This is a genomic window from Streptomyces sp. SAJ15 (assembly GCF_007595705.1).
Classification (GTDB): domain Bacteria; phylum Actinomycetota; class Actinomycetes; order Streptomycetales; family Streptomycetaceae; genus Streptomyces.
The window spans coordinates 303,572-324,866 of the sequence record NZ_NISY01000013.1; the positions used below are offsets into that span (position 1 = coordinate 303,572).

A 21,295-nucleotide genomic window follows, 5' to 3' on the forward strand; every position below is an offset into this window, starting at 1 on the left:
CTTTGGCGGGCGCCGGTCGGCGCGGCCCTCAGCGGGCCGCCGCCCCCTCGACGACCGACTCTCACCCTGAGGTCTAGGGTGAGAGTCGGTCGTCGTATGGTGACCTGGCGCACACGCCGACCCGCGCCGCGCGAGGCGCCGTCGCGCGGCGGTCGCCACGGTCGCTACCGGTGCCAGGAGCGCCACAGCGCCGCGTACGCCCCACCCGCAGCGACCAGTTCGTCGTGGCTGCCCAACTCGCTGATCCGGCCGTCCTCCACCACCGCGATCACATCCGCGTCATGGGCGGTGTGCAGCCGGTGCGCGATGGCGACCACCGTCCGCCCCTCCAGCACCCGGGCCAGCGAACGCTCCAGGTGGCGGGCCGCGCGCGGGTCGAGCAGGGACGTGGCCTCGTCCAGGATCAACGTGTGGGGGTCGGCGAGCACCAGCCGGGCCAGCGCGATCTGCTGCGCCTGCGCCGGGGACAGCGCCAGGCCGCCCGAGCCCACCTCCGTGTCCAGCCCGTCCGCGAGCCCCCGTGCCCAGGCGTCCGCGTCCACCGCGGCGAGCGCCGCCCACAGCTCCGCGTCCCGGGCGGAGGCGCGCGCCAGCAGCAGGTTGTCGCGCAGCGAGCCCACGAAGACATGGTGCTCCTGGTTGACCAGCGCCACATGCTCGCGCACCCGCTCCGCGGGCATCCGGGCCAGCGCCGCGCCGCCCAGCGTGACCTCGCCCGTCCGGGGCGCGTAGATCCCCGCGATCAGTCGGCCCAGTGTCGACTTGCCCGCCCCGGACGGCCCCACGAGGGCCATCCGGGTCCCCGGCCGCACCCGCAGGGTGATCCCGCGCAGCACATCGCTGTCGGCCCGGTAGCCGAACCGCACCGCGTCCGCCCGGACGTCCCGACCCGCGGGCGCGTCCGCGGTGTCGTCGACGGTCGTGTCGATCTCGCGCACCCCGACCAGCCGGGCCAGCGACACCTGGGCGACCTGGAGCTCGTCGTACCAGCGCAGGACCAGCCCGACCGGCTCCGCCAGCATCTGCGCCAGCAGCGCCCCGGTCGTCAGCTCGCCGACCGACATCCAGCCCTGGAGCACGCACGCGCCGCCGATCATCAGCACCGAGCCGGTGATCAGGGTGTAGGTCGTGTTGATCACCGGGAAGAGGACGGTACGCAGCCAGAGGGTGTACCGCTCCCATCGGGTCCATTCATGGATCCGATGGTCGGAGAGCGCCACACGGCGCTCTCCCAGCCGGTGCGCCTCGACGGTCCGCCCGGCGTCCACGGTCTCGGTCAGCGCCGCGGCGACCGCCGCGTACCCGGCCGCCTCCGAGCGGTAGGCGCTCGGCGCGCGGCGGAAGTACCAGCGGCAGCCGATCAACAGCACCGGCAGCGCGACCAGCACGGCGAGGCCGAGCGGCGGCGCGGTCGCGGTCAGCGCGCCCAGCAGCAGACCGGCCCACACCACGCCGATCGACAGCTGCGGCACCGCCTCGCGCATCGCCTCCGACAGCCGGTCGACGTCGGTGGTGATCCGGGAGAGCAGGTCTCCCGTGCCGGCCCGTTCCAGCACGCTCGGCGGCAGCCGCACCGAACGGACAAGGAAGTCCTCCCGCAGGTCCGCCAGCATCCGCTCGCCCAACATCGCGCCGCGCAGCCGCACCTCCCGCACGAAGACGGTCTGGACGGCGAGCGCCACCGCGAACAGCGACAGGGTGCGCCCCAGATGGAGGTCCTCGGCGCCCCGCGACACGTCCTCGACCAGGCCGCCCAGCAGATACGGACCGACCATGGAGGCGAGCACCGCGGCGGTGTTCACCGCCAGCAGCGCCAGGAACGCGGCGCGGTGACGGCGCAACAGCTCACGCACATAGCCGCGGACGGTCGCCGGCCCGCCGACCGGAAGGGTCGCCGCCGACTCCGACGCGGCGGGGTCGAACTCCGGGGGTGCCACGCCGATCATGCCGACTCCTCCACGCGCTCCCTGCCGCCCGGTTCCAGGTCGGTGGGCGGCATGCCGTTCCGTTCCCTGTCGCCTGGTTCCGTGCTGGTGGGCGGCACGCCGTTCCGTTCCCCGTCGTCCGACTCCAGGTCGCCGCGGATCGTGGGCCGCCCCACACCGTTCCGCTCGCCCCGTTCGGCGTCGGTCTCCCGGGTGACCACCGCCTGGTACGCGGGGTCGGCGCGCAGCAGCTCGCGGTGGGTCCCGGCCGCCACCGCCGTGCCGTCCCGCACGAACACCACCCGATCGGCCCGGTCCAGCAGCAGCGGGCTGGAGGTGAAGACGACGGTGGTGCGGCCGCGCCTCAGCCGCCGCAGCCCGTCCGCGATCCGCGCCTCGGTGTGCGAATCCACCGCCGACGTCGGCTCGTCGAGCACCAACACCTCGGGGTCGGTCACCAGCGAGCGGGCCAGCGCCAGCCGCTGTCGCTGGCCGCCGGAGAGCGACCGGCCGCGCTCGGTGAGCCGCGCGGCCATCGGGTCGCCCGGCCGCCCGTCCGATGTCGGCACGGTCCGCGCGAGCGCGGCGAGCACATCGCCGCACTGCGCCGCCTCCAGGGCCGCGGACGCCGTGACCGCCCCCGAGGCGGGCACGTCGAACAGCTCGGCCAGGGTGCCCGACAGCAGCGTCGGATCCTTGTCCTGGACCAGCACCGCGGCACGGGCCGCCGACAGCGGCACCTCGTCCAGGGCGACGCCGCCGAGCAGCGGAGAGGGAGAGGCGGCCGATCCGGCCGGCCCCTCGGGCGTCGCCGACCGCCGGTCCGGTCCGGCCTCCTCGGCCGGGTGCCCGCCGAGGCGCTCGGCCAGCCGCCCGGCCGCGTCCGGATCGCCGCACACCACCGCGGTCAGCCGCCCGGCCGGCACCAGGAGGTCGCTCACCGGGTCGTACAGATCGCCGCCGAGCGGCTCGCCGACCCCGCCGCGCCCGCACCCCGGGGCGGCCTCGGCCGCGGCCGTGCCGCGTCGCAGCGCCAGCACCCGCGCCGCGCGGCGGGCGGAGGGCCGGGAGAAGGAGTACGCCATGGCGATCTCCTCCACCGTCCGCAGCGGCACCAGCAGGAAGGTGACCGCGGCGTAGACGGTGACCAGTTCGCCGACCTCGATCCGGCCGTCTTGGGCCAGCACGGCCCCGTACCCGACGACGCCGATCAACAGCAGCCCCGGCAACACCACCTGGACCGCCGCGATGAGCGCCCACATCCGGGCGCTGCGCACCGCCGCCTCCCGCACCTGCTGGGACGCCCGCCGGTACCGCTGGAGGAACAGTTCCTCGCCGCCGATGCCCCGCAGCACCCGCAACCCGGCGACGGTGTCCGCGGCGAGCTCGGTGGCCCGGCCGGCCTTCTCGCGCTGCTCGTCGGCCCGGCGGGTGGCACGCGGCAGCAGCGGCAGCACGGCCAGCGCCAGGACCGGTATGCCGACGGCCACCACACCACCCAGGGCGGGCTGGTAGAGCACCAGGGCCACGCACACCCCGATGGTGGTGAGGAAGGCGGCGGTGAACCGGGAGAGCGCCTCCACGAACCAGCCGATCTTCTCCACATCGCTGGTGGACACGGCGACGACCTCGCCCGCCGCCACCTGTCGGGTCAACGAGGCCCCCAGCTCGGCCGTCTTGCGTGACAGCAGCTGTTGGACCCGCGCGGCGGCCGTGATCCAGTTGGTGACGGCGGCCCGGTGCAACATGGCGTCGCCCAGCGCGGAGAGCGCGCCGAGCAGCAACAGCAGCCCGCCGGCGAGCGCGAGGCGGGCGCCCGAGCGGTCCACCACGGCCTGCACCGCCAGTCCGACCGCGATCGGGAACGACGCCACGGACGTCAGGTGCAGCAGGCCCCACAGCAGCGCGCGGAGCTGGCCGCCCAACTGCCGCCGGCCCAGCCAGAGCAGAAAACGCGGTCCGGACCGTACGTCGGGCAGGCCGGGGTCGGGGTACGGAAGATCGCGAATCTGCATGACGTCCCAGGGCTCGCGGGGGAACGGGATGACGGGCGGAGACGGTGAAGAGGACGGAGGCGCGGGCGGCGAGGTGCGGAAGTGGGGCCGGTGGGCTGCTCGTAGCGCGGCTCGGCGGACGGGACGACTCGGGCAGCGGAGGGCGGAACGAGGGAACGGTGAAAGGTTCGCCGCACGGCGCGTCGGAGTTCAACTGGTTTTCCGTTCCGCGGTACGGCGCACTTCCCGGGTCACCTGCGCGTCCAGGGACCGGGGTGCGACGATGGCGCGTATGGGAATCTCCGGCACCTTGTCCAGACGTACGGCCGCGCTGACCGTGGCGGCGGTGCTCCTGCTCGCCGGCTGCGGCGGCTCGGACCACGACGACGCTGACAGAGCCGGGGACAAGGCGAAGGGCGGAAGCGACGGGCGGGGCGCGCGGGACACCGTCGGCGACGGCGGCGGCCCGCGCGGCGGCTCCGCCAAGCAGCCCGCGAACCGGGCCTCGCCGCCCGCCGTGTCGACCCGCATCCCCGACGTGGGCGACACGCTGCACTCCCGCATTCCCGACCGCTCGCGGCAGGTCCTGGCCGTGTACGGAGAGGGCGAGAACTCCGCCCGGGCGACCGCAGTGCTCTATGTCAAGCGCGGCGAGAACTGGCATCGGGACCGGAGTTGGGCCGCGCACAACGGCCGGCGCGGCTGGACGGTCGACCACGAGGAGAACGATCTGCGCAGCCCCGTCGGCGTGTTCACACTCAGCGACGCGGGCGGGGTGCTGCCCGACCCCGGGGCCCGGCTCCCGTATGACGCCGACGCCGCCTTCGCCGCGCCGCGGTACTGGCCGAAGACTTACTGGAACGACTTCGACTACGTCATCGCCATCGACTACAACCGGGTCCGCGGCACCTCGCCGCTCGACCCGACCAGACCCCGGGGGCAGCGTGAGGGCGGCGGCATCTGGCTCCATCTGGACCACGGCAGTGGCACCTCGGCCTGTGTGAGCCTCCCCAAGTCCGGCATGGAGTACCTGCTGAAGACGCTCGACCCCGAGCGGCACCCGGTCGTGGTGATGGGGGACAAGGCCCACCTCGCGGACTAGGGCGGCCGGGCTCGCTCGCTGGGCCGAAGGCGGCGCCCAGCGGCGCCGCGACCACGCTCCCGGCAGCCGTCGGCGCGCGCTCGGGGTCCGGCCGGCCCGCGCCGACCGGACCCCGCCCCGCCGCCGTGTCCGCCGTTACGCCCCGGGCTTGGCCGAGTCCACGCCCGGTCGGGCCTTCCGCCAGTGGCCGCGGGTGAAGTCGGGGATGGTCTGCGGGGCGCCCTTGGCCCGGATGGAGGCGTTGCTCAGCGGCACCGGCGCGGTCCAGGTGGCCCCGTCGTAGACGTCGAAGTCCGGCACCAGACCGAGCCGCATGCACTGCGTCAGGCGGTAGAGCATGATGTAGTCCATCCCGCCGTGTCCGCCCGGCGGGTTGCTGTGCTCCTTCCACAGCCAGTGGTCCCAGTCGGCGTACGCCGTGAAGTCACCCCAGCGGTCGTCGTGCATCTCCGGTTCCAGATAGATCCGGGGCGGATAGTCCTCGAAGACCCCCTTGGTGCCGCCGAGGATGTTGTGCCGGCTGTACGGGTGCGGGTTGGAGACGGCGTGCTCCAGCCGGATGACACGACCCTTCGCGGTCTGCACCAGGCTGATCGACATGTCGCTTTCTATGTATGTCTCCTTCCAGCTCGGGTCGCCGGGCGGCATGTGCTGCTCCCGATAGGCGGCCAGACCGCGGGCGGGGGAGCCGAAGGTGGTGATCCGCACGGCGCGGTCGCCGCGGTTGACGTCCATGTAGTTGGCGACCGGGCCGAAGCCGTGGTTGGGGTAGAGGTCGCCGCGCAGCCGGGTGTGCCAACGGCGGCGCCACGGCGTCTCGTAGTACTCCGGGTCGAACATCAGCCCGCGCAGGTCGTGGATGTACGCGCCGGCGCCGTGCAGCAGCTCGCCGAAGAGGCCCGCGTGCGCCATCCGCAGTACCCGCATCTCGTTCCTGCCGTAACAGCAGTTCTCCAACTGCAGGCAGTGGCGGCGGGTGCGCTCCGAGACGTCGACCAGCTCCCACAGCTGGTCCAGCTCCATGGCCAGCGGGCACTCGACGCCGACGTGCTTGCCGTGCTCCATCGCCGTCCGGCACATCTCGAAGTGCCACTCCCAGGGCGTGGCGACGTAGACGAAGTCGACGTCGGCGCGCTCACACATCCGCACGAAGTCGTGCTCGCCGTGGGCGTAGCCGGCGGGCGTGGGCCGGCCGGCGGCGGTGACCTTGGCGACCGCTCTGGTGACCTTCTCCTTCACCGGGTCGCACACCGCGGTCACCCGCACCCCCGGCAACGCCAGAAAGAGGTCGATCATGCTGCCGCCGCGCTGGCCGAGGCCGACGATGCCGACGCGCACGGTGGCGCGCGGCTCGAAGGGCACCCCGATCATGGTCGCGCCGCGCCGCGGTGGAGTCGCGGGGGACTCCTCGGTGTCCACGGACTCGGCCGCGGTGGCCGGCGCGGCGGACGCCGGTTCGGCGGCGAGGCCGCCGAACCCGACGCCGATCCCGGCCCCGGTGGCGCCCGCGGTCCTCAGGACCGAGCGTCGACTGGGCTGTCGCGGTGTTTCCTCGTTCATCGAGCCTCCAGGTGAACTGACCGGCACGGCTGGTGGATGCACCTCGTCAGGACCCTGGCGGTTGCGGCACATGGGGCACAAGAGAGCCCGATTGGACTCTCGGTACGGGGAGTTGGACTTCCGTCACACCGATGGCCGCCTGGCTGAACGGGAGGGCACGGGGCGGCGGCCCGACGACGGTGCGCCGCGAGCCGCGACCGGACCCGACCGGCGGGCGATGGCCGCCCGGAGCGCGTGCCGCCCGGAGCGCGTGCCGCCGGGAGGGCATGCTGTCCGGAGCGCCGGCCGCCCGGAGCGCGTGCCGTCCGGAGGGCGTGCTGCCTGGAGCGCGTGCTGCCTGGAGCGCGTGCCGTCCCGAGTGCCGGCCGCCCGCCGCCCGGAGCGCCTTGTGGGGCCGCCCCCGCGTGCCGCGGTTGTCGGCGGTCGGGGCGGCGGTGGCTCAGCAGCCGCTCAGCAGCCGCCCGGACCGACGGAGAGCGTGTCCAGGAGCCCACCGAGCATCTCCCGCTGCCGCGCGGAAAGGGGCGCGAGCACGTCCTCCGCCGCGGCCCGGCGCGCGTCCCGCAGCGCGCGCAGCGCCGAGCGGCCGGTCTCGGTGAGCTCGATGCGGATCACCCGGCGATTGGCCGGATCCGGTGCCCTGCGCACCGAGCCGTGCGCCTCCAGGGCGTCGACCAGGGTCGTCACCGCGCGCGGCACGACGTCGAGGCGCTCCGCGAGATCCGCCATCCGGGGCGGTCGGCCGTCACGGTCGAAGTGCGCGACCGTGCGCAGGAGCCGAGACTGGGCCGGGGTGATGCCCAGCGGCTCCAGATGGCGCCTCTGCGCGCGGTGCAGCCGGCGCGTGAGGCTCAGCAGCTGCTCGGCGAGCTGCCCGGAGGCGTCGGAGGCGGGGAAGGGCGCGGGGGTGCACATACGGTGACTCTACCAGGGCATAATTCATTGTGAGCTTAGGTAACAGTGGTCTATGCTCATCATGGCTCGACGCGCGCCTTCGGCCGGCTCGTCGCCGCACAGGCGGCCGGCGACCGGGTGCCGGCGCGCCGCTGCGAGCGCGCCGTCATCGGCCCGCCGCTGTCGGCGGGCGGCCGTCGGGCTCGCCGAGCCGCCGTACGGCGCCCGTGGCGCCGCGCGACGCACCGCCCTCGACCCCTCGACTCCGACTCCCGCCATCGACGCCCGACGCCTGAAGGAGCCCATGCATCACGACGCACCCGAGTGGACCCCACCGCCCGCCGACCCGGACCAGCCCGCCCAGGTGCGGCGCATCCTGCGGCTCTTCCGTCCCTATCGCGGCCGGCTGGCCCTGGTGGGGCTGCTGGTCGCGGCCTCCTCGCTGGTCTCGGTCGCCTCCCCGTTCCTGCTCCGCGAGATCCTCGACACCGCGATCCCCGAGGGGCGCACCGGCCTGCTGACCCTGCTGGCCCTGGGCATGGTCCTCGCGGCGGTCGTCACCAGCGTGTTCGGCGTGCTGCAGACCCTGATCTCCACCACCGTCGGCCAGCGCGTCATGCACGATCTGCGCACCGGGGTCTACGACCGGCTGCAGCGGATGCCGCTGGCCTTCTTCACCCGCACCCGCACCGGCGAGGTGCAGTCCCGGATCGCCAACGACATCGGCGGTATGCAGGCCACCGTCACCTCGACCGCGACCTCGCTCGTCTCCAACCTCACCAGCGTCGTCGCCACCATCGTCGCGATGCTCGCGCTGGACTGGCGGCTGACCGTGGTCAGCCTGCTCCTGCTGCCGCTGTTCGTCTGGATCAGCCGCCGCGTCGGCCGGGAACGCAAGAAGATCACCTCGCAGCGGCAGAAGCAGATGGCCGCCATGGCCGCCATGGTCACCGAGTCGCTGTCGGTCAGCGGCATCCTGCTGGGCCGCACCATGGGCCGCTCCGACTCCCTCACCAGCGCCTTCGCCCGCGAGTCCGAGCGGCTCGTCGACCTGGAGGTGCGTTCCAGCATGGCCGGTCGCTGGCGGATGTCCACCATCACCATCGTCATGGCGGGCATGCCCGCCGTCATCTACTGGACCGCCGGCATGGCCCTCCAGACGGGTGGCCCGGCCGTCTCGCTGGGCACCCTCGTCGCCTTCGTCTCCCTCCAGCAGGGCCTGTTCCGGCCCAGCGTCAGCCTGCTCTCCACCGGCGTGCAGATGCAGACCTCGCTCGCCCTCTTCCACCGCATCTTCGAGTACCTGGACCTGCCGGTGGACATCACCGAGCCGGCCGATCCGGTACGGCTCACCACGGTGCGCGGCGAGGTCCGCTTCGAGGCCGTTCACTTCTCCTACGACGAGCACCCGGACGCGACCGGCACGCCGAAGCAGCCCACGACAGCGCGGAGGAACGGGAAGGCCACGGGGAGCGAGAAGGCGGGCGCGAACGGGAAGGCCACGGGGAGCGAGAAGCCGGGCGTGAACGGGAAGGCCACGGCGAGCGAGAAGGCGGGCGCGAGCGGACAGGACCCGGCGAGCGGAAAGCCGGGCGCGAACGGGAAGGTCACAGCGAGCGGCGAGCCCGGCGCGAACGGGAAGCCCGTGCGGCACGCCCTGCGCGCCATCGACCTCACCGTCCCGGCCGGCGGCAGCCTGGCCGTCGTCGGCCCGACCGGCTCCGGAAAGAGCACCCTCAGCTACCTCGTGCCCCGGCTGTACGACGTGACCGGCGGCCGGGTCCTGATCGACGGCGTCGACGTGCGCGACCTCGACTTCGACAGCCTCGCCCGCGCGGTCGGCGTCGTCTCCCAGGAGACGTACCTCTTCCACGCGTCCATCGCCGACAACCTGCGCTTCGCCAGGCCCGACGCCACCGACGAGGAGCTCGCCGAGGCGGCTCGCGCCGCCCAGATCCACGACCACATCGTCTCGCTGCCCGATGGCTACGACACCCTGGTGGGCGAGCGCGGCTACCGCTTCTCCGGCGGTGAGAAGCAGCGTCTCGCGCTGGCCCGGACGATCCTGCGCGACCCGCCCGTCCTCATCCTCGACGAGGCCACCAGCGCCCTCGACACGCGCACCGAACAGGCCGTGCAGCAGGCCATAGACAAGCTGTCGGCGGGCCGCACCACGATCACCATCGCCCACCGGCTCTCCACCGTCCGGGACGCCGATCAGATCGTGGTCCTGGACGGCGGCCGGATCGCCGAGCGGGGCACGCACGACGAGCTGCTCGCGCGGAACGGGCGCTACGCCGCGCTCGTACGGAGGGACGCCCGCCTCACCACGAGCCAGTCCCCGGCCGCGACCTCGACCCCGGTCGGCTGACCGGCGCCCGGCGCCGCCCATGCCGTCCGGCGCCGGGCGCCGGGCGCCGGGTTCGCTAGGCCGGGCCGAACTCCGCCCGGACGGCCTCCGTGTGCTCTCCGAGCGCGGGCACCGGCCGCAGCGGGGCGCGTCGGCCGCGCACCTCCACCGGGGGCAGCAGGCCGCGCAGCGGTCCGACCGGGGAGTCGAAGTCCTGCCAGCGGTCGCGCGCGGCCAGCTGTGGATGGGCGGAGAACTCACCGACCGTCCGCAGCCGCGCGTTGGCGATCCCCGCGGCGTCCAGCAGTACGGTCAGCCCGTCCGCCGTATGCGCGGAGAATCGGTTCTCCAACTCCGCCGTCAGCTCGTCGTCGTGCGCCCGGCGCAGCGGATTGGTGGCGAACCGCGGATCGCGCGTCAACTCCGGACGGCGCAGCACCCGCTCGCACAGGGCCACCCACTCCCGGTCGCTCTGCACGCTGAGGAAGACCCGCGCGCCGTCGCCGCAGCGGTACGGCCCGTACGGCGAGATCGACGGATGCCGGGCGCCGCTGCGCACCACGGGGGTGCCGCCGTACTCCTCGGCGAAGTAGGGGTGGCCCATCCACTCCCCGAGCGCGTCCAGCAGCGAGACGGACAGGGCCGAGCCCACGCCCGTGCGCTCGCGCTCGTACAGCGCCGTGAGGATGCCGGTGTAGGCGTACATCGCGCCCGCGATGTCGGCTATCGAGATGCCGGGGCGGGCCGGCTCCTCGGGGCTGCCGGTGATCGACACCAGCCCCGCCTCACACTGCACCAGCAGGTCGTACGCCTTCTTGTCGCGGTACGGCCCGCCCTCGCCGTAGCCCGAGATGTCGCAGGTGATCAGGTGCTCGTGGCGGGCCCGGAGCGCCGCGGAGCCGAGGCCCAGGCGCTCGCAGGCGCCCGGGGCGAGGTTCTGCACGAAGACGTCCGCGCGGGCGAGGATCGCCTCCAGCAGGCCCCGGTCGGTCGGGTCCTTCAGGTCCAGGACCGCGCTCTCCTTGCCCCGGTTGACCCAGACGAAGTAGGCGGACATCCCTTTGACATTGCGGTCGTAGTCGCGGGCGAAGTCGCCCCGACCGGGGCGCTCGACCTTGATCACCCGAGCGCCGAGATCGGCGAGTTGACGGGTCGCGTACGGGGCGGCGACGGCCTGTTCCAGTGCGACGACGGTGATGCCGTGGAGAGGAAGCATTCCGGCAGTATCACCCCGCTCACCCGTCACCGGGGATGGCCCAGGGGCCACGCGCGCCACCGACCCTCAGCCCAGCAGCCGCCGCACGTACCGGACCTGTTCCGCCTGTTGGTGCACGCCCCCGCCCTCGTGCCCGTTGAAGGACCAGACCCTGAGCTCCTTCTCGCCCCCGTAGTGGTTGTACGCGGCGAAGCCCCCGGAGGTCGGTGTGACCTCGTCGCGCAGCGCGGTGGAGAAGAGGGCGGGCGCGCTCGCGCGGGCGGCGAAGTTGAGCCCGTCGAAGTGGTCCAGAGTGGCGAACACGTGCTCAGCCAGGTCCCGCTGCCCGGCGAGGTAGCGCGCCAGCTCGCCGTACGGGTCCATGTCCGTGATCTCCACGGCGCGCCGGATGTGCGTCATGAAGGGCACGTCGACGAGCGCGCCGGCCAGGTCGGGCACCAGCCCCGCGGCGGCCAGCGCCAGCCCGCCGCCCTGGCTCGCGCCGCTGACCACGATCCGCGCGGCATCCACCGCCGGGTGCGCGCGGGCGGCCTCCACGGCCCGCACGGCGTCGGTGTACAGCCGCCGGTAGTAGTAGTCGTCCGGGCTGAGCACGCCCCTGGTCAGCATCCCCGGCACCTCCGGACCGGTGCCGCCGACCGGGTCCGGGGTGGCGCCGGGGCCGTGCGGGCTCCAGCCCTGCCCGCGGCTGTCCATGACGAAGACCGCGTACCCCGCGGACGGCCACAGCAGCCAGCTGTACGGTAGGCTCCGGCCGCCGTTGTAGCCGATGAACTGCACCACACAGGGCAGCGGCGCGGCAGCCTCCCGCGGGACCAGCAGCCAGCCCCGGATCCGATGCCCGCCGAAGCCGGAGAACTCCGCGTCATAGGTACGCAGCCGGGCCAGCCCCGCGTCCGACTCCGAGAACACCGCGTCGAGCTCGTACTTGCGCGCCTCGGTCAGCGTCCGGTCCCAGAAGGCGTCGAAGCCGGCGGGCTCGGGCAGCGGCGGCCGGTAGCCCCGCAACTGCTCCAGGGGCAGGTCGAGGAACACGGAGGGCCTCCCGGGGATCGCGTCGGGCGCGTCTCCAGAAGACTGCCACGCGGGACGGGATACACACCGGTGCGCGCACCGCGCGCCGGGAGGATTGGTGCGTGGGGCGTACGCTCGTACGGTGGGCGCGTGGACGCCCGCCCCGTCCGCGGTCCGTCAGCTCCGTGGCGCGGGCGGGGACGCCGTGCCGAACGGGTTGTCGATCACGTACCGCCAGCGGCCGTCCGGCCCACGGCGGGCCACATCGGTGGCGGTCCCCTCCAGACGGACGTGCTCGCCGTCCGGTCGATGGCCGTCGATGACCCAGTCGACGATGAGCAGGGCGATGTCGTCAGCGACGTAGGTGTGCCGCGGGCGGACGCTGATCGGCAGTCCCAACGCCTGGAACTCGGCGTTGGCGGCCCGCAGTTCCGGGCCGGTGACCGACTCCCCGGGACGGGGCACGAACACCGCCCCGTCGGCGTAGACGCGGGCGAGCTCCTCGGGACTGCCGGAGTTGAACGCGGCGGCGAAGGCCATCGGATGTTGCTCCGGGTCGGAGACCAGGGCGACAGTAGGGGCATGATCGTGTTCGGGATGCGTGGCGAAGCTCATGACGACAGCCAAGCCGGCTCCGACGTGGCTCACCAAACGGATACCCACGTCTGGGACGGAGACCTGGTGCCGTCCCCGCGCGGGCGCACCGCCCGGCCGGAGGCGGACTGTCCGGTGGAGGTCGCCCTGGCCGCGGTGTCGGGCCGCTGGACCACGCTGGTCCTGCGCGAGCTGATGCACGCCCCGCAGTCGTTCGGCACCCTGCGGGAGCGCCTGCCGGAGATCAGCCCCAAGGTGCTCTCCGACCGGCTGCACACGCTCCGCGAGCGCGGCCTGGTCGCCCAGGAGCGGCTGCCCGGATTCCCCGTCCGCACCCGGTACACGCTCACCCCGGCGGGACGCGCCCTGCGGCCGCTGCTCGTCGAGCTGTACCGCACGGGGGAGCGGCTGAACGAGCTCTCGGCCGTGGCCGGCCAGGCCGCCGAGGCGCACGACGCCGTACCCCACGCCGTGCGCCACACCGTCCGGACGACCGGGTAGGCCCCGTGTCAGCGGTCGCCCCGTGCCAGGGCGGTCCCGCGTCAGCGGTCGCCATGTGTTCCGGACGGCCCCGCGTCAGCGGTCGCCTCGCGCGCTCGCGCGGTCCCGCGTCAGCGGTCGACCCGTGCGTCGGACGGCCCTGTGTCCGGCACCTCCCCGACCCGCGCGGCCGCCGGATCGAGCACCCGCTTCAGGAAGGCGCGCGTCCGTTCCCGCCGCGGGGCGCCGATGACCTCGACGGGGCGGCCCTGCTCGACGATCACCCCCTCGTCCATGAAGACGACCCGGTCCGCGACCTCCCGGGCGAAGCTCATCTCGTGTGTGACGACCAGCATCGTCATGCCCTCGTCGGCCAGTGAGCGCATCACCGCCAGCACGTCGCCGACCAGCTCCGGGTCGAGCGCCGAGGTCGGCTCGTCGAACAGCATCAGCTCGGGGTCCATCGACAGCGCCCGCGCGATGGCCACCCGCTGCTGCTGCCCGCCCGAGAGCTGGGCCGGATAGACGGACTCCTTGTCGGTCAGCCCGACCCGGGCCAGATTGCGCCGGGCGATCTCGACCGCCCGCGCCTTGTCGCGGCGCAGTACCCGCCGCTGCGCCAGGGTGAGGTTCTCCAGGGCGGTCAGGTGCGGGAAGAGGTTGAAGGACTGGAAGACCATGCCGATCCGTCGCCGGACCCGGTCGATGTCCACCTCCGGGTCGGTGACCTCGGTGCCGTCCACCGTCACCGTTCCCGCGCTGGGCTCCTCCAGCAGGTTCACACAGCGCAGCAGCGTGGACTTGCCCGAGCCGGAGGGGCCGATGACGCAGACCACCTCCCCCCGCCCCACCGTGAGGTCGATGCCTCGGAGCACCTCCAGCTCGCCGAAGGACTTGTGCAGCCCCTCGACCCGGATCGCCGGGCCCTCAGGACGCGTTTCCCCGGACACCGGTGGCTCACCTCGCCTTCGCGGTACGGGCCTCCAGCCGTCGGACCAGATGGCCGAGGGGGAGGGTGATCAGCAGGTAGCACAGCCCGGCGACCAGGATCGGGGTCAGGCTGCGGTGCTGGTTGAGCGCGTCCCGGCCGAACTTGGCCAGCTCGTACTGGTCGAGCGACAGCCCGAGCAGATACACCAGCGAGGAGTCCTTGGTGAGCAGGATCAACTCGTTGGTGAGCGGCGGCAGGACGATCCGGAACGCCTGGGGGATGACCACCGAGACCATCGCCCGCCCATGGGACATGCCCAGTGAGCGCGCCGCCTCCATCTGCCCCTTGGGGACGGCCTGGATGCCCGCGCGGATCGTCTCCGCCATGTACGCGGCGCCGACCAGCCCCAGCGCCAGCATCACCGTGACATAGCGGTCCAGCGCCACATGGAAGGCCAGCGGCACGCCGAAGCCCAGCGCGATGAAGACGAGCAGGGCGGGCACCCCGCGGAAGAACTCGATGTACGCGATCGACAGCCAGCGGTAGGGCGGCACCTGCGACAGCCGCATCAGCGCCAGCACCAGCCCCAGCACGAGGCCGAACCCGAAGCCGAACAGGGTGTAGACGACGGTGTTGACCAGGGCGGTGGTGATGATGTCGGGGAACAGGGACCGGGCGACCTCGACGTCGAAGAAGGCGCGTCGCAGCTCACCCCAGTCCGCGGCCAGGACGACGGCGAGCAGCGCCGCCACCAGCACGGCGTACTGCGCCGTCCGCACCATCCGCGCCCGCCGCCGACGAGTCATTGCCATGGTGACTCCTCAGTTCGTCGGACGGCCGGTCTCAGCTCTTCTCGGTCTTCTTGGGCGCGGCGCCGAACCACTTCTTGTAGATGGCGTCGTAGCGGCCGTCGTCCCTGGCCTTCTCGAGCACCTCGTCGATCTTCTTGCGTAGGGCGTCGTTTCCGGTCCGCACGCCGATGCCGTAGGTCTCACCGGTGTCGAACTCGGCGCTGACGTCCGTGTCGGGGTTGTCCCTGACGTAGTCGTAGAGCACGCCGTTGTCGTTGATCCCGGCGTCCACCTGGCCGGTCTTCACGGCGGTCAGCAGCAGTGCGAGGTCCTCGAACTGGACCACCTTCACGCCGTCGCCGTGCTCCTTGGCGTACACCTCACCCGTGGTCTTCTCCTGAACGGCCAGCCTCTTGCCCCTCAGGTCGGCGAGGGACCGGTAGGGCTCGCCCTTCTTGGTGATGAGGGCCTGGGTGGCCTCGAAGTAGGGGGCGGAGAAGTCCATGTTCTCGTCGCGGACCTTGGTGATCGTCATCCCGGCCGCCGCCACGTCGCACTTGCGGATGTTGAGGTCCTCACCGGACTGGATGCCGTCGAACGGCGTGTCCACGATCTCCTGCTCGACGTCCAGCTCCTCGGCGACCAGGTCGACCAGGTCCACGTCGAAGCCGACGATCTTCTTGCCCTCCTTGAACTGGAAGGGCTCATACGGCAGATGAGTGCAGGTCGTCAGCTTCCCGGACGAGACAAGACTGATCTTCGAACCGTCCGAGTCGGTCGACTCGGTGCTGGTGCAACCCGCCAGCAGCAGGGCGGCGGTGGTGGCAGTGGCTATGACAGGCAACGCGGAGCGAGCGGACACGGCACCTCCGGAGCATGGTCGGTGAACGACCCCACCTGATCAGTGAGTTGGGCGCATCCTGCCATTCGCGGGGCGCGTTGTCGCGAGGAACGGCGCAGTCATCACCCCGGTGGCCGGAACGGCGCGGGCGCGGGGGTGCCCCCGGGGTGCGGGCCGGGCATCCCTCGCGTGCGGGCCGGGCTCAGCGGCGCCGACGGCGCTTGCGGCGCCTGCTCCAGAACCAGCCGGCGGGCGGCTCGTCCGCCCGCCACGGCTGCGGCTCGGGCGCCTCCCGCCGCCACCGCTCGGTCAGCATGCGGGCGCGCGCCGAGGGTTCGGCCACCTCGGCGCCGCGGACGAAGTCCTCGTCGAGGACGACCTCGTCGACCTCGCCGATGTCGTCCCGGCCGTCACCCGCCCCCGCCTTGTCTGCCGCGTCGGAGCTCACGGCGCACCTCCCAACGGTTGCCTGTGGTCTACGGGCAACGTCCCGGCGGCGCACCGAGTTCCGGCGGTGGCGGTGGCGGTGGCGGTGGCGGTGGCGGTGGCGGTGGCGGTGGCGGTGGCGGTGGTGGCGGCGGTGGCGGTGACGGTGGCCGTGCCGTGCCGTGCCGCGGCGGGCCCGGAGCGCGGCCGGCCGGTGCGGAGGTCGGCGCGCGGCCGGTCGGCCCGGGGCTCAGCGCGCGGCGGGCCGTTCGAACCAGCGCCGGGTCCGCTCGGCGGCCGAGGCCGGCGCGGCGGCCATGATGTCCGCAAGGGTCTGGGCCGCCAGCTCCCGCCGCCAGGCGAGCTCCGCCCGACGCATGGCGGTGGTGAACGCGCAGGGCTGGGCGAACTCCGCCGCCGGCAGCCCGGCGCCGATCCCCTGCTGACGGATCTCCGCGCAGCGGAACGGGTCCTCCGGCCCCTCGACCGCCGTGACCACGTCCATCAGCGTGATCGCCTCCGGCGGGCGGGCCAGCCGGAAGCCGCCCCGGGCCCCCGGAGTGGAGGTCAGCAGGCCGGCCCGGACAAGGGCCTGCAGTCGCTTGTTGAGATACGCCGGGGGCAGCTCGAAAGCCGCCGCGAGCCTGGCCGTCGGCACCGGTGTGTCGGCACCGAGCCACGCCAGCGTCAGGCAGCAGTGCAGCCCCCACTCGACACCTTCACCCATCTTCATAATCGGGACACTATACATCCAGATAACGCCGCGGCGCAGAGCGCGGCGAGCCGGGCCACGCGAGCCGGGCTACGCGATCCGGTCCAGGTCGCCCCGCAGGACGCGGTGGCGCGGTGGCGCGCCGGACAGCAGCCGCTCCACCTCCTCCGTCGCCGCCGTCCCCAGCCGCTCCAGCTCATTGCCGAGCGCGCCCGCGATATGCGGAGTGAGCAGCACGTTCGGCAACCGGTAGAGCGGCGAGTCGGCCGGCAGCGGTTCCGGCTCGGTGACGTCGAGCACGGCGGAGAGGCGCCCCGCCACGAGCGCGTGCGTCAGCGCCTCGGTGTCCACCAGCGCGCCCCGCGCGGTGTTGACGAGGGTGGCCCCGTCCGGCATCAGGGCGAGCCGGCGGGCGTCCAGCAGGTGGCGCGTCTCGGGCAGCGCGGGGGCGTGCAGGCTCAGCACGTCGCTGCCCGCGACCAGCGCGTCCAGCGGCATCGACCGTACGCCGAGCTCCCGGGCCTCCGCCGGCGGCAGGTGCGGGTCGTACACGGCCACCTCCACATCGAACGGTCGCAGCAAGGCGATCAACCGCCGGCCGATCCGGGAGGCGCCCACGATCCCCACCCGTCGCCGGAGGTTGCCGACCCGCGCGGTCTCCGCGCCAGTGGGGAAGCGGTGCTCGGCGGCGTACCGTCCGCTCAGTCGCCAGGCGTCCTTGCCGCTGAGCAGGATCGCGGCCAGGGCGAACTCGGCGACGGGCACCGCGTTGGCGGCGGCCGCCGAACAGACGACCAGCTCCCGGTCCCAACACTCCGGCGTGATGTGCGCCTTGACGCTGCCGGCGGCGTGCACCACGGCCCGCAGCTTCGGCAGCGCGTCGAGCACCTCGGCGGTCAGCGGGACGCACCCCCAGCCGGTGATCAGCACCTCCGCCTCGGCCGGATCCACCCCGCCCGCGGCCACCGGCCGGGGCGCCGCGGCGCGCGGAACGCGCACGGACGCGGTCAGCCGGTCCAGCAGCGGCCCGGGGAACAGCCGCGGAAGGTGGACGGGATCCATGACGAAGAGCGCCGCGGGCGATACGGACACAGGGCCTCCGGTCGGGGAGTGAACGGCGGACGACAAGCCGGACCTCGATGCTGGTGCGGCGGGCGGGCGTGACGGGCGGACGGCGGTGGGCGGGGAGCCGGCAGCCCCATCGTGGCGAATCCTCCGCGGCCCCTCCAGACGGCATGCGGCCGCACCCGTGGGCACGCCCGACCCGGGGCCGCCGCAGCGCCGCCCGGCGCCGAGTCACGCCAGCCGGCAACGAGCCACGCCGGCCAGCCGGCCGGGCGGCCCGGTGGGCGGCCCGGCCGGCTGGCATACGCTGATGCCCGCAGCCGGTCGTGCTGTCTGTCATCAGCTGTGTGTCGTACGGAGGCGGAACCTTGGCCAGGAAGCGGATACCCGTCATTCTCGTCGCGGGATTCCTGGGATCCGGAAAGACCACTCTCCTCAACCATCTGCTGCGGGAGAGTGGAGGCACGCGGATCGGCGTCATCGTCAACGACTTCGGGAGCGTCAACATCGACGCCCTGGCCGTCGCCGGACAGGTCGATTCGATGATCCCGATCGAGAACGGCTGTCTGTGCTGCGCCGCCGACGCCACCGAGCTGGACGACATGGTGGGCCGACTGGCGCGCCCGGCGGCCCGGATCGACGTCATCGTGGTCGAGGCGAGTGGGCTCGCCGAGCCACAGAGCATGATCAGAATGCTGCTGGCCAGCTCCGACGACCGGGTCACCTACGGCGGGCTGGTCGAGGTGGTCGACGCCGCCGAGTTCGACCGCACTCGCGAGCGCCACCCCGAGCTCGACCGACACATCAAGGCGGCCGATGTGGTGGTGCTCAACAAGACCGACCGGGTACGGGAGGACGCGCGCCGACGGGTGTCGGAGGAACTCGGCCGACTCGCCCCCGGCACCCCCGTGGTCGTGGCCGAGCACGGGCGAGTCGATCCCGGCTTCCTCTTCGACCAGCGGCCCGCCCCCGTGCGGGAAGAGCCGTTCCAGCAGCTCTCGTTCGCCGAGCTGTGTGACGAGGAGGACGGGCGCGACCACGACGGGCACCTGCACGCCGCCTACGAGAGCGTCTCCTTCGTGTCCGAGCGGCCGCTGCACCCCCGGCGCTTCATGGAGTTCCTCGACAACCGGCCCGCCGGCCTCTACCGCATGAAGGGGTTCGTCGACTTCGCGTCGGCGGACCCGACGCGGAAGTTCTCCCTGCACGCGGTGGGCGCGTACCTCCGCTTCCAGACCTCCGCGTGGGCGCGGGGCGAGGAGCGGGCGACCCGGCTGGTGATGATCGGCACCGGCGTCGACGGCGCCGCGCTCACCGCGCGGCTCGCGGACTGTGTGGAGCCCGCGCCGGAGACGGTGGACGAGCACCATCTGCTGGGTGTGTTGCGGTACGTGCAGGAGTAGCCCCCTCGCAAGGGGCACTCGCCGGTTCCGGGTCCCACGCCCGCGGCACGTCAGCCTTCCGGGCCCGGGTCCGCCGATCAGGTGACCTCCGGAGGCCGGGGCTGCGCCCGTGGCACCGGTCGGGGGAGGGTGGGCCGGTGCCCCGCGAAGTGTTGCTGATGTCCGTGCTGGGACTGCTGTGCTGCGTGTCGGCGTGCACCGTCGTGCCGCCGCCCGGGGAGGGCCGGGCCCCGACCGCGGCCACCGTCGCACCGGCCCGTACGGCCACCTCGCCGCCCCCGCCGCGGCCGGCGCCGGACCGGGTCTGGGCGGCAGCCGACTCCGGGCCGACCCCGACGCGCCGGCCGGGGCGGGACGGCCCGTCGGCGGCCGCCCCCTCGACGGCTCCCGCCCCCGGGGCCACGGCCGGCCCCGGGCGCACCGAGGAGACCCGTCCCGCGCCGTCGCGCACCCGGGCCGCGGCCGGGGCGGGAGCCGGTCAGGGCGGCACGGGCGGCACCCGCGCCGGGACGCGCTCACCGTCGCGGCCGACGGCCGGCACCGGCACCGGCTCGCGTGGCTCCGGGGCGAGCCCCCGCCCCGGCCGGACGTCCGGGCCCGACGGAAGCCAGTCATGGGAACCCACCGTGGCCCCGCGCCCGTGGTCCACCAGGAGGCTGGGCTATCTGTGCGACGCGCTCGCCTCGGAGCTCGGCTCCGTGGAGATGCGCCTGTGTCGGGAGCTGTACGGCTACTGAGGGGCTGTCGATGCGGTCCAGGCGGATCGCGGCCTCCGGCCGCGGCGCGGCGCGACCGCTTCCGGCCGCCGCCCCGTACGCTGAACCGACTCGGCCCGAGGCGCCCCGCGGACGCCGCCGCCCGGGGCTCCGTGGATCCGCGGTCGCGCCGCGGCGAGCACCGCGCGCCGCACGGTGGCTCGGTGACGAGTCGTTCGGCCCCGTCGTTGAGACATTCCAGCGGACCGGGAACAGGAGGCGTGGCATGGAGCGGTACGACACGTACGAGCTGGTGTTCACCAAGTCGGACGAGGCGGACCGGGGAAACGGGGGAGACCGGGCCACGGAGGACGTGGTCGTGGTGCGCCGCACCGACGCGCGGGGCCCGGGCGGCCATCCCGTCTACACCGACGACACCGGGATCCTGCGGGCGGAGATCAGCGATCGCGCCGAGGTCCGGATGCTCGCCAGCGGCGGGCATCAGAGCTATGCGACGCCGGTGCGGGCCCGCCCCGTCACCCGGTGACCTTCCGGGCGCCGACCACTCTCACCCGCTTGGACGAGATCCACGAGGTGGGCGCCCCGCGTTGACAGGTGGAGGGGCCCGCGACGGCGAAGGGACTGTGGTGTTGGAGGTCAGCGACATCCGCGAGTGGCGCGGGCACGACGTGCTCGACGTCGACCGGCATCGGATCGGCGAGCTGGAGGCGGTCTACGTCGACACCGCGACCGACCAGCCGTCCTTCGCGACCGTCATGGTCGGCATGGTGACCCGGCGCCGGCTGGTGTTCGTCCCGTTGGCCGGCGCCACCGTCGGACCGGACTATGTGCGGGTCGACCATGCGAAGAAGCAGGTCAAGGCGGCCCCGTCCATCGAGGTCGACGGCGAGCTGCCGGCCGAGGAGGAGGCGGCGATCTTCGCCCACTACGGGCTCGACTACCAGCCCGGCACGGGCGGCGAGCGCCGCATGGCCCGCCGCTGACCCCCCTCCCCCTCCTCCCTCCTCCGCGGCCCCTTCCCCCTCCGCGACCCTACGACGGGACAGGTGACGGAACCTCCGATGACCCTCTTCCTCCTACTGATCATCGTGGCCATCGTTCTCGGCATCATCGGCGCCACCGTCGAGGGCCTGTTCTATCTGCTGATCATCGGCATCCTGGTCTTCCTCGTCGATCTGGTGCTGGCCGGTATGAAGCTGGGCCGCCGCCGCTCGAAGCACCCCCGCTGACCCGCCGGGGCACGGGACTGCCGACCGTCGTCGCGGGACGCCTCGGCCACCC

General features: G+C 73.5%; 21 protein-coding genes. 8 read left to right on the top strand and 13 right to left on the bottom strand.

Annotation, left to right across the window (positions count from 1 at the left end; genetic code table 11):
• Nucleotides 1-164 precede the first annotated feature (164 nt).
• Both CD790_RS27645 and CD790_RS27650 read right to left on the bottom strand, forming a co-directional pair.
• A complete protein-coding gene (locus CD790_RS27645) occupies nt 165-1,946 on the bottom strand; it encodes an ABC transporter ATP-binding protein (protein ID WP_144386064.1) in 1,782 nt (593 codons plus the stop codon).
• Nucleotides 1,943-3,940: an ABC transporter ATP-binding protein gene (locus CD790_RS27650; protein WP_144386065.1), complete on the bottom strand. Its 1,998-nt coding sequence runs from the start codon at nt 3,938-3,940 to the stop codon at nt 1,943-1,945. The genes CD790_RS27645 and CD790_RS27650 overlap by 4 nt, the downstream gene beginning before the upstream one ends.
• A 262-nt stretch (nt 3,941-4,202) precedes the next feature.
• On the opposite strand from CD790_RS27650, the gene CD790_RS27655 reads away from it, so the two are divergent.
• Nucleotides 4,203-5,021 carry a hypothetical protein gene (locus CD790_RS27655; protein WP_144386066.1) on the top strand — a complete coding sequence of 273 codons (819 nt, stop codon included), beginning with the start codon at nt 4,203-4,205 and terminating at the stop codon, nt 5,019-5,021.
• A gap of 135 nt (nt 5,022-5,156) precedes the next feature.
• Here the strand turns inward: CD790_RS27655 and CD790_RS27660 are convergent, their stop codons facing one another.
• Both CD790_RS27660 and CD790_RS27665 read right to left on the bottom strand, forming a co-directional pair.
• Nucleotides 5,157-6,581, bottom strand: coding sequence for a Gfo/Idh/MocA family protein (locus CD790_RS27660; RefSeq protein ID WP_144386067.1), 1,425 nt, complete (start codon nt 6,579-6,581; stop codon nt 5,157-5,159).
• 450 nt (nt 6,582-7,031) lie between these two features.
• Nucleotides 7,032-7,496 carry a MarR family winged helix-turn-helix transcriptional regulator gene (locus CD790_RS27665; protein ID WP_144386068.1) on the bottom strand — a complete coding sequence of 155 codons (465 nt, stop codon included), beginning with the start codon at nt 7,494-7,496 and terminating at the stop codon, nt 7,032-7,034.
• A gap of 283 nt (nt 7,497-7,779) precedes the next feature.
• On the opposite strand from CD790_RS27665, the gene CD790_RS36245 reads away from it, so the two are divergent.
• A complete protein-coding gene (locus tag CD790_RS36245; protein ID WP_144386069.1) occupies nt 7,780-9,846 on the top strand; it encodes an ABC transporter ATP-binding protein in 2,067 nt (688 codons plus the stop codon).
• A 55-nt stretch (nt 9,847-9,901) separates the two neighbouring features.
• Here the strand turns inward: CD790_RS36245 and CD790_RS27675 are convergent, their stop codons facing one another.
• From CD790_RS27675 to CD790_RS27685, 3 genes are all read right to left on the bottom strand, one after another.
• Nucleotides 9,902-11,041, bottom strand: coding sequence for a CaiB/BaiF CoA-transferase family protein (locus CD790_RS27675; protein WP_144386070.1), 1,140 nt, complete (start codon nt 11,039-11,041; stop codon nt 9,902-9,904).
• A gap of 66 nt (nt 11,042-11,107) precedes the next feature.
• Nucleotides 11,108-12,076 (bottom strand): alpha/beta fold hydrolase, encoded by a 969-nt coding sequence (locus CD790_RS27680; protein ID WP_144386071.1) that lies wholly within the window; start codon nt 12,074-12,076, stop codon nt 11,108-11,110.
• 156 nt (nt 12,077-12,232) lie between these two features.
• A complete protein-coding gene (locus CD790_RS27685) occupies nt 12,233-12,670 on the bottom strand; it encodes a DUF4440 domain-containing protein (protein WP_144386072.1) in 438 nt (145 codons plus the stop codon).
• A 66-nt stretch (nt 12,671-12,736) separates the two neighbouring features.
• Between CD790_RS27685 and CD790_RS27690 the strand changes: the two genes are divergently transcribed.
• Nucleotides 12,737-13,150 carry a helix-turn-helix domain-containing protein gene (locus CD790_RS27690; protein WP_260867918.1) on the top strand — a complete coding sequence of 138 codons (414 nt, stop codon included), beginning with the start codon at nt 12,737-12,739 and terminating at the stop codon, nt 13,148-13,150.
• Nucleotides 13,151-13,260: 110 nt separating this feature from the next.
• On the opposite strand, the gene CD790_RS27695 is transcribed toward CD790_RS27690, so the two are convergent.
• The 6 genes from CD790_RS27695 to CD790_RS27725 all read right to left on the bottom strand — a co-directional run bounded on the left by CD790_RS27695 (nt 13,261) and on the right by CD790_RS27725 (nt 17,892).
• Nucleotides 13,261-14,079, bottom strand: a complete 819-nt coding sequence (locus tag CD790_RS27695) for an amino acid ABC transporter ATP-binding protein (protein WP_144386074.1) — start codon at nt 14,077-14,079, stop codon at nt 13,261-13,263.
• Between the two features lie 7 nt (nt 14,080-14,086).
• Entirely contained in the window at nt 14,087-14,872 is a 786-nt protein-coding gene (locus CD790_RS27700) for an amino acid ABC transporter permease (protein WP_144386075.1), read from the bottom strand.
• A gap of 31 nt (nt 14,873-14,903) precedes the next feature.
• Complete coding sequence (locus tag CD790_RS27705; RefSeq protein WP_144386076.1) at nt 14,904-15,713, bottom strand: transporter substrate-binding domain-containing protein; 810 nt, start codon at nt 15,711-15,713, stop codon at nt 14,904-14,906.
• A 181-nt stretch (nt 15,714-15,894) separates the two neighbouring features.
• Nucleotides 15,895-16,089: a hypothetical protein gene (locus CD790_RS27710; RefSeq protein WP_144386132.1), complete on the bottom strand. Its 195-nt coding sequence runs from the start codon at nt 16,087-16,089 to the stop codon at nt 15,895-15,897.
• A gap of 279 nt (nt 16,090-16,368) precedes the next feature.
• Nucleotides 16,369-16,851 carry an Rrf2 family transcriptional regulator gene (locus CD790_RS27720; protein ID WP_144386077.1) on the bottom strand — a complete coding sequence of 161 codons (483 nt, stop codon included), beginning with the start codon at nt 16,849-16,851 and terminating at the stop codon, nt 16,369-16,371.
• A gap of 69 nt (nt 16,852-16,920) precedes the next feature.
• On the bottom strand, nt 16,921-17,892 hold the full coding sequence (locus CD790_RS27725) for a hydroxyacid dehydrogenase (protein ID WP_144386133.1): 972 nt from the start codon (nt 17,890-17,892) through the stop codon (nt 16,921-16,923).
• Nucleotides 17,893-18,263: 371 nt separating this feature from the next.
• On the opposite strand from CD790_RS27725, the gene CD790_RS27730 reads away from it, so the two are divergent.
• From CD790_RS27730 to CD790_RS27750, 5 genes are all read left to right on the top strand, one after another.
• A complete protein-coding gene (locus CD790_RS27730; RefSeq protein WP_144386078.1) occupies nt 18,264-19,298 on the top strand; it encodes a GTP-binding protein in 1,035 nt (344 codons plus the stop codon).
• A 137-nt stretch (nt 19,299-19,435) separates the two neighbouring features.
• Complete coding sequence (locus tag CD790_RS27735; RefSeq protein WP_144386079.1) at nt 19,436-20,035, top strand: hypothetical protein; 600 nt, start codon at nt 19,436-19,438, stop codon at nt 20,033-20,035.
• Nucleotides 20,036-20,279: 244 nt separating this feature from the next.
• Complete coding sequence (locus CD790_RS27740) at nt 20,280-20,540, top strand: DUF6296 family protein (protein ID WP_144386080.1); 261 nt, start codon at nt 20,280-20,282, stop codon at nt 20,538-20,540.
• Nucleotides 20,541-20,640: 100 nt separating this feature from the next.
• Nucleotides 20,641-20,997 carry a PRC-barrel domain-containing protein gene (locus CD790_RS27745; protein WP_144386081.1) on the top strand — a complete coding sequence of 119 codons (357 nt, stop codon included), beginning with the start codon at nt 20,641-20,643 and terminating at the stop codon, nt 20,995-20,997.
• A gap of 63 nt (nt 20,998-21,060) precedes the next feature.
• The gene (locus tag CD790_RS27750; RefSeq protein WP_144386082.1) at nt 21,061-21,243 is read left to right on the top strand and encodes a hypothetical protein; all 183 of its coding nucleotides are present in this window, start codon (nt 21,061-21,063) and stop codon (nt 21,241-21,243) included.
• Nucleotides 21,244-21,295: the final 52 nt, after the last annotated feature.

What these genes read in the sequence shown, in the direction of transcription:
- CD790_RS27650 (WP_144386065.1), bottom strand. Translation starts at nt 3,940, where the DNA reads ATGCAGATTCGCGATCTTCCGTACCCCGACCCCGGCCTGCCCGACGTA.
- CD790_RS27685 (WP_144386072.1), bottom strand. Translation starts at nt 12,670, where the DNA reads ATGAGCTTCGCCACGCATCCCGAACACGATCATGCCCCTACTGTCGCC.
- CD790_RS27720 (WP_144386077.1), bottom strand. Translation starts at nt 16,851, where the DNA reads ATGAAGATGGGTGAAGGTGTCGAGTGGGGGCTGCACTGCTGCCTGACG.
- CD790_RS36245 (WP_144386069.1), top strand. Translation starts at nt 7,780, where the DNA reads ATGCATCACGACGCACCCGAGTGGACCCCACCGCCCGCCGACCCGGAC.
- CD790_RS27645 (WP_144386064.1), bottom strand. Translation starts at nt 1,946, where the DNA reads ATGATCGGCGTGGCACCCCCGGAGTTCGACCCCGCCGCGTCGGAGTCG.
- CD790_RS27655 (WP_144386066.1), top strand. Translation starts at nt 4,203, where the DNA reads ATGGCGCGTATGGGAATCTCCGGCACCTTGTCCAGACGTACGGCCGCG.
- CD790_RS27725 (WP_144386133.1), bottom strand. Translation starts at nt 17,892, where the DNA reads ATGGATCCCGTCCACCTTCCGCGGCTGTTCCCCGGGCCGCTGCTGGAC.
- CD790_RS27675 (WP_144386070.1), bottom strand. Translation starts at nt 11,041, where the DNA reads ATGCTTCCTCTCCACGGCATCACCGTCGTCGCACTGGAACAGGCCGTC.
- CD790_RS27665 (WP_144386068.1), bottom strand. Translation starts at nt 7,496, where the DNA reads ATGTGCACCCCCGCGCCCTTCCCCGCCTCCGACGCCTCCGGGCAGCTC.
- CD790_RS27660 (WP_144386067.1), bottom strand. Translation starts at nt 6,581, where the DNA reads ATGAACGAGGAAACACCGCGACAGCCCAGTCGACGCTCGGTCCTGAGG.
- CD790_RS27740 (WP_144386080.1), top strand. Translation starts at nt 20,280, where the DNA reads ATGGAGCGGTACGACACGTACGAGCTGGTGTTCACCAAGTCGGACGAG.
- CD790_RS27700 (WP_144386075.1), bottom strand. Translation starts at nt 14,872, where the DNA reads ATGGCAATGACTCGTCGGCGGCGGGCGCGGATGGTGCGGACGGCGCAG.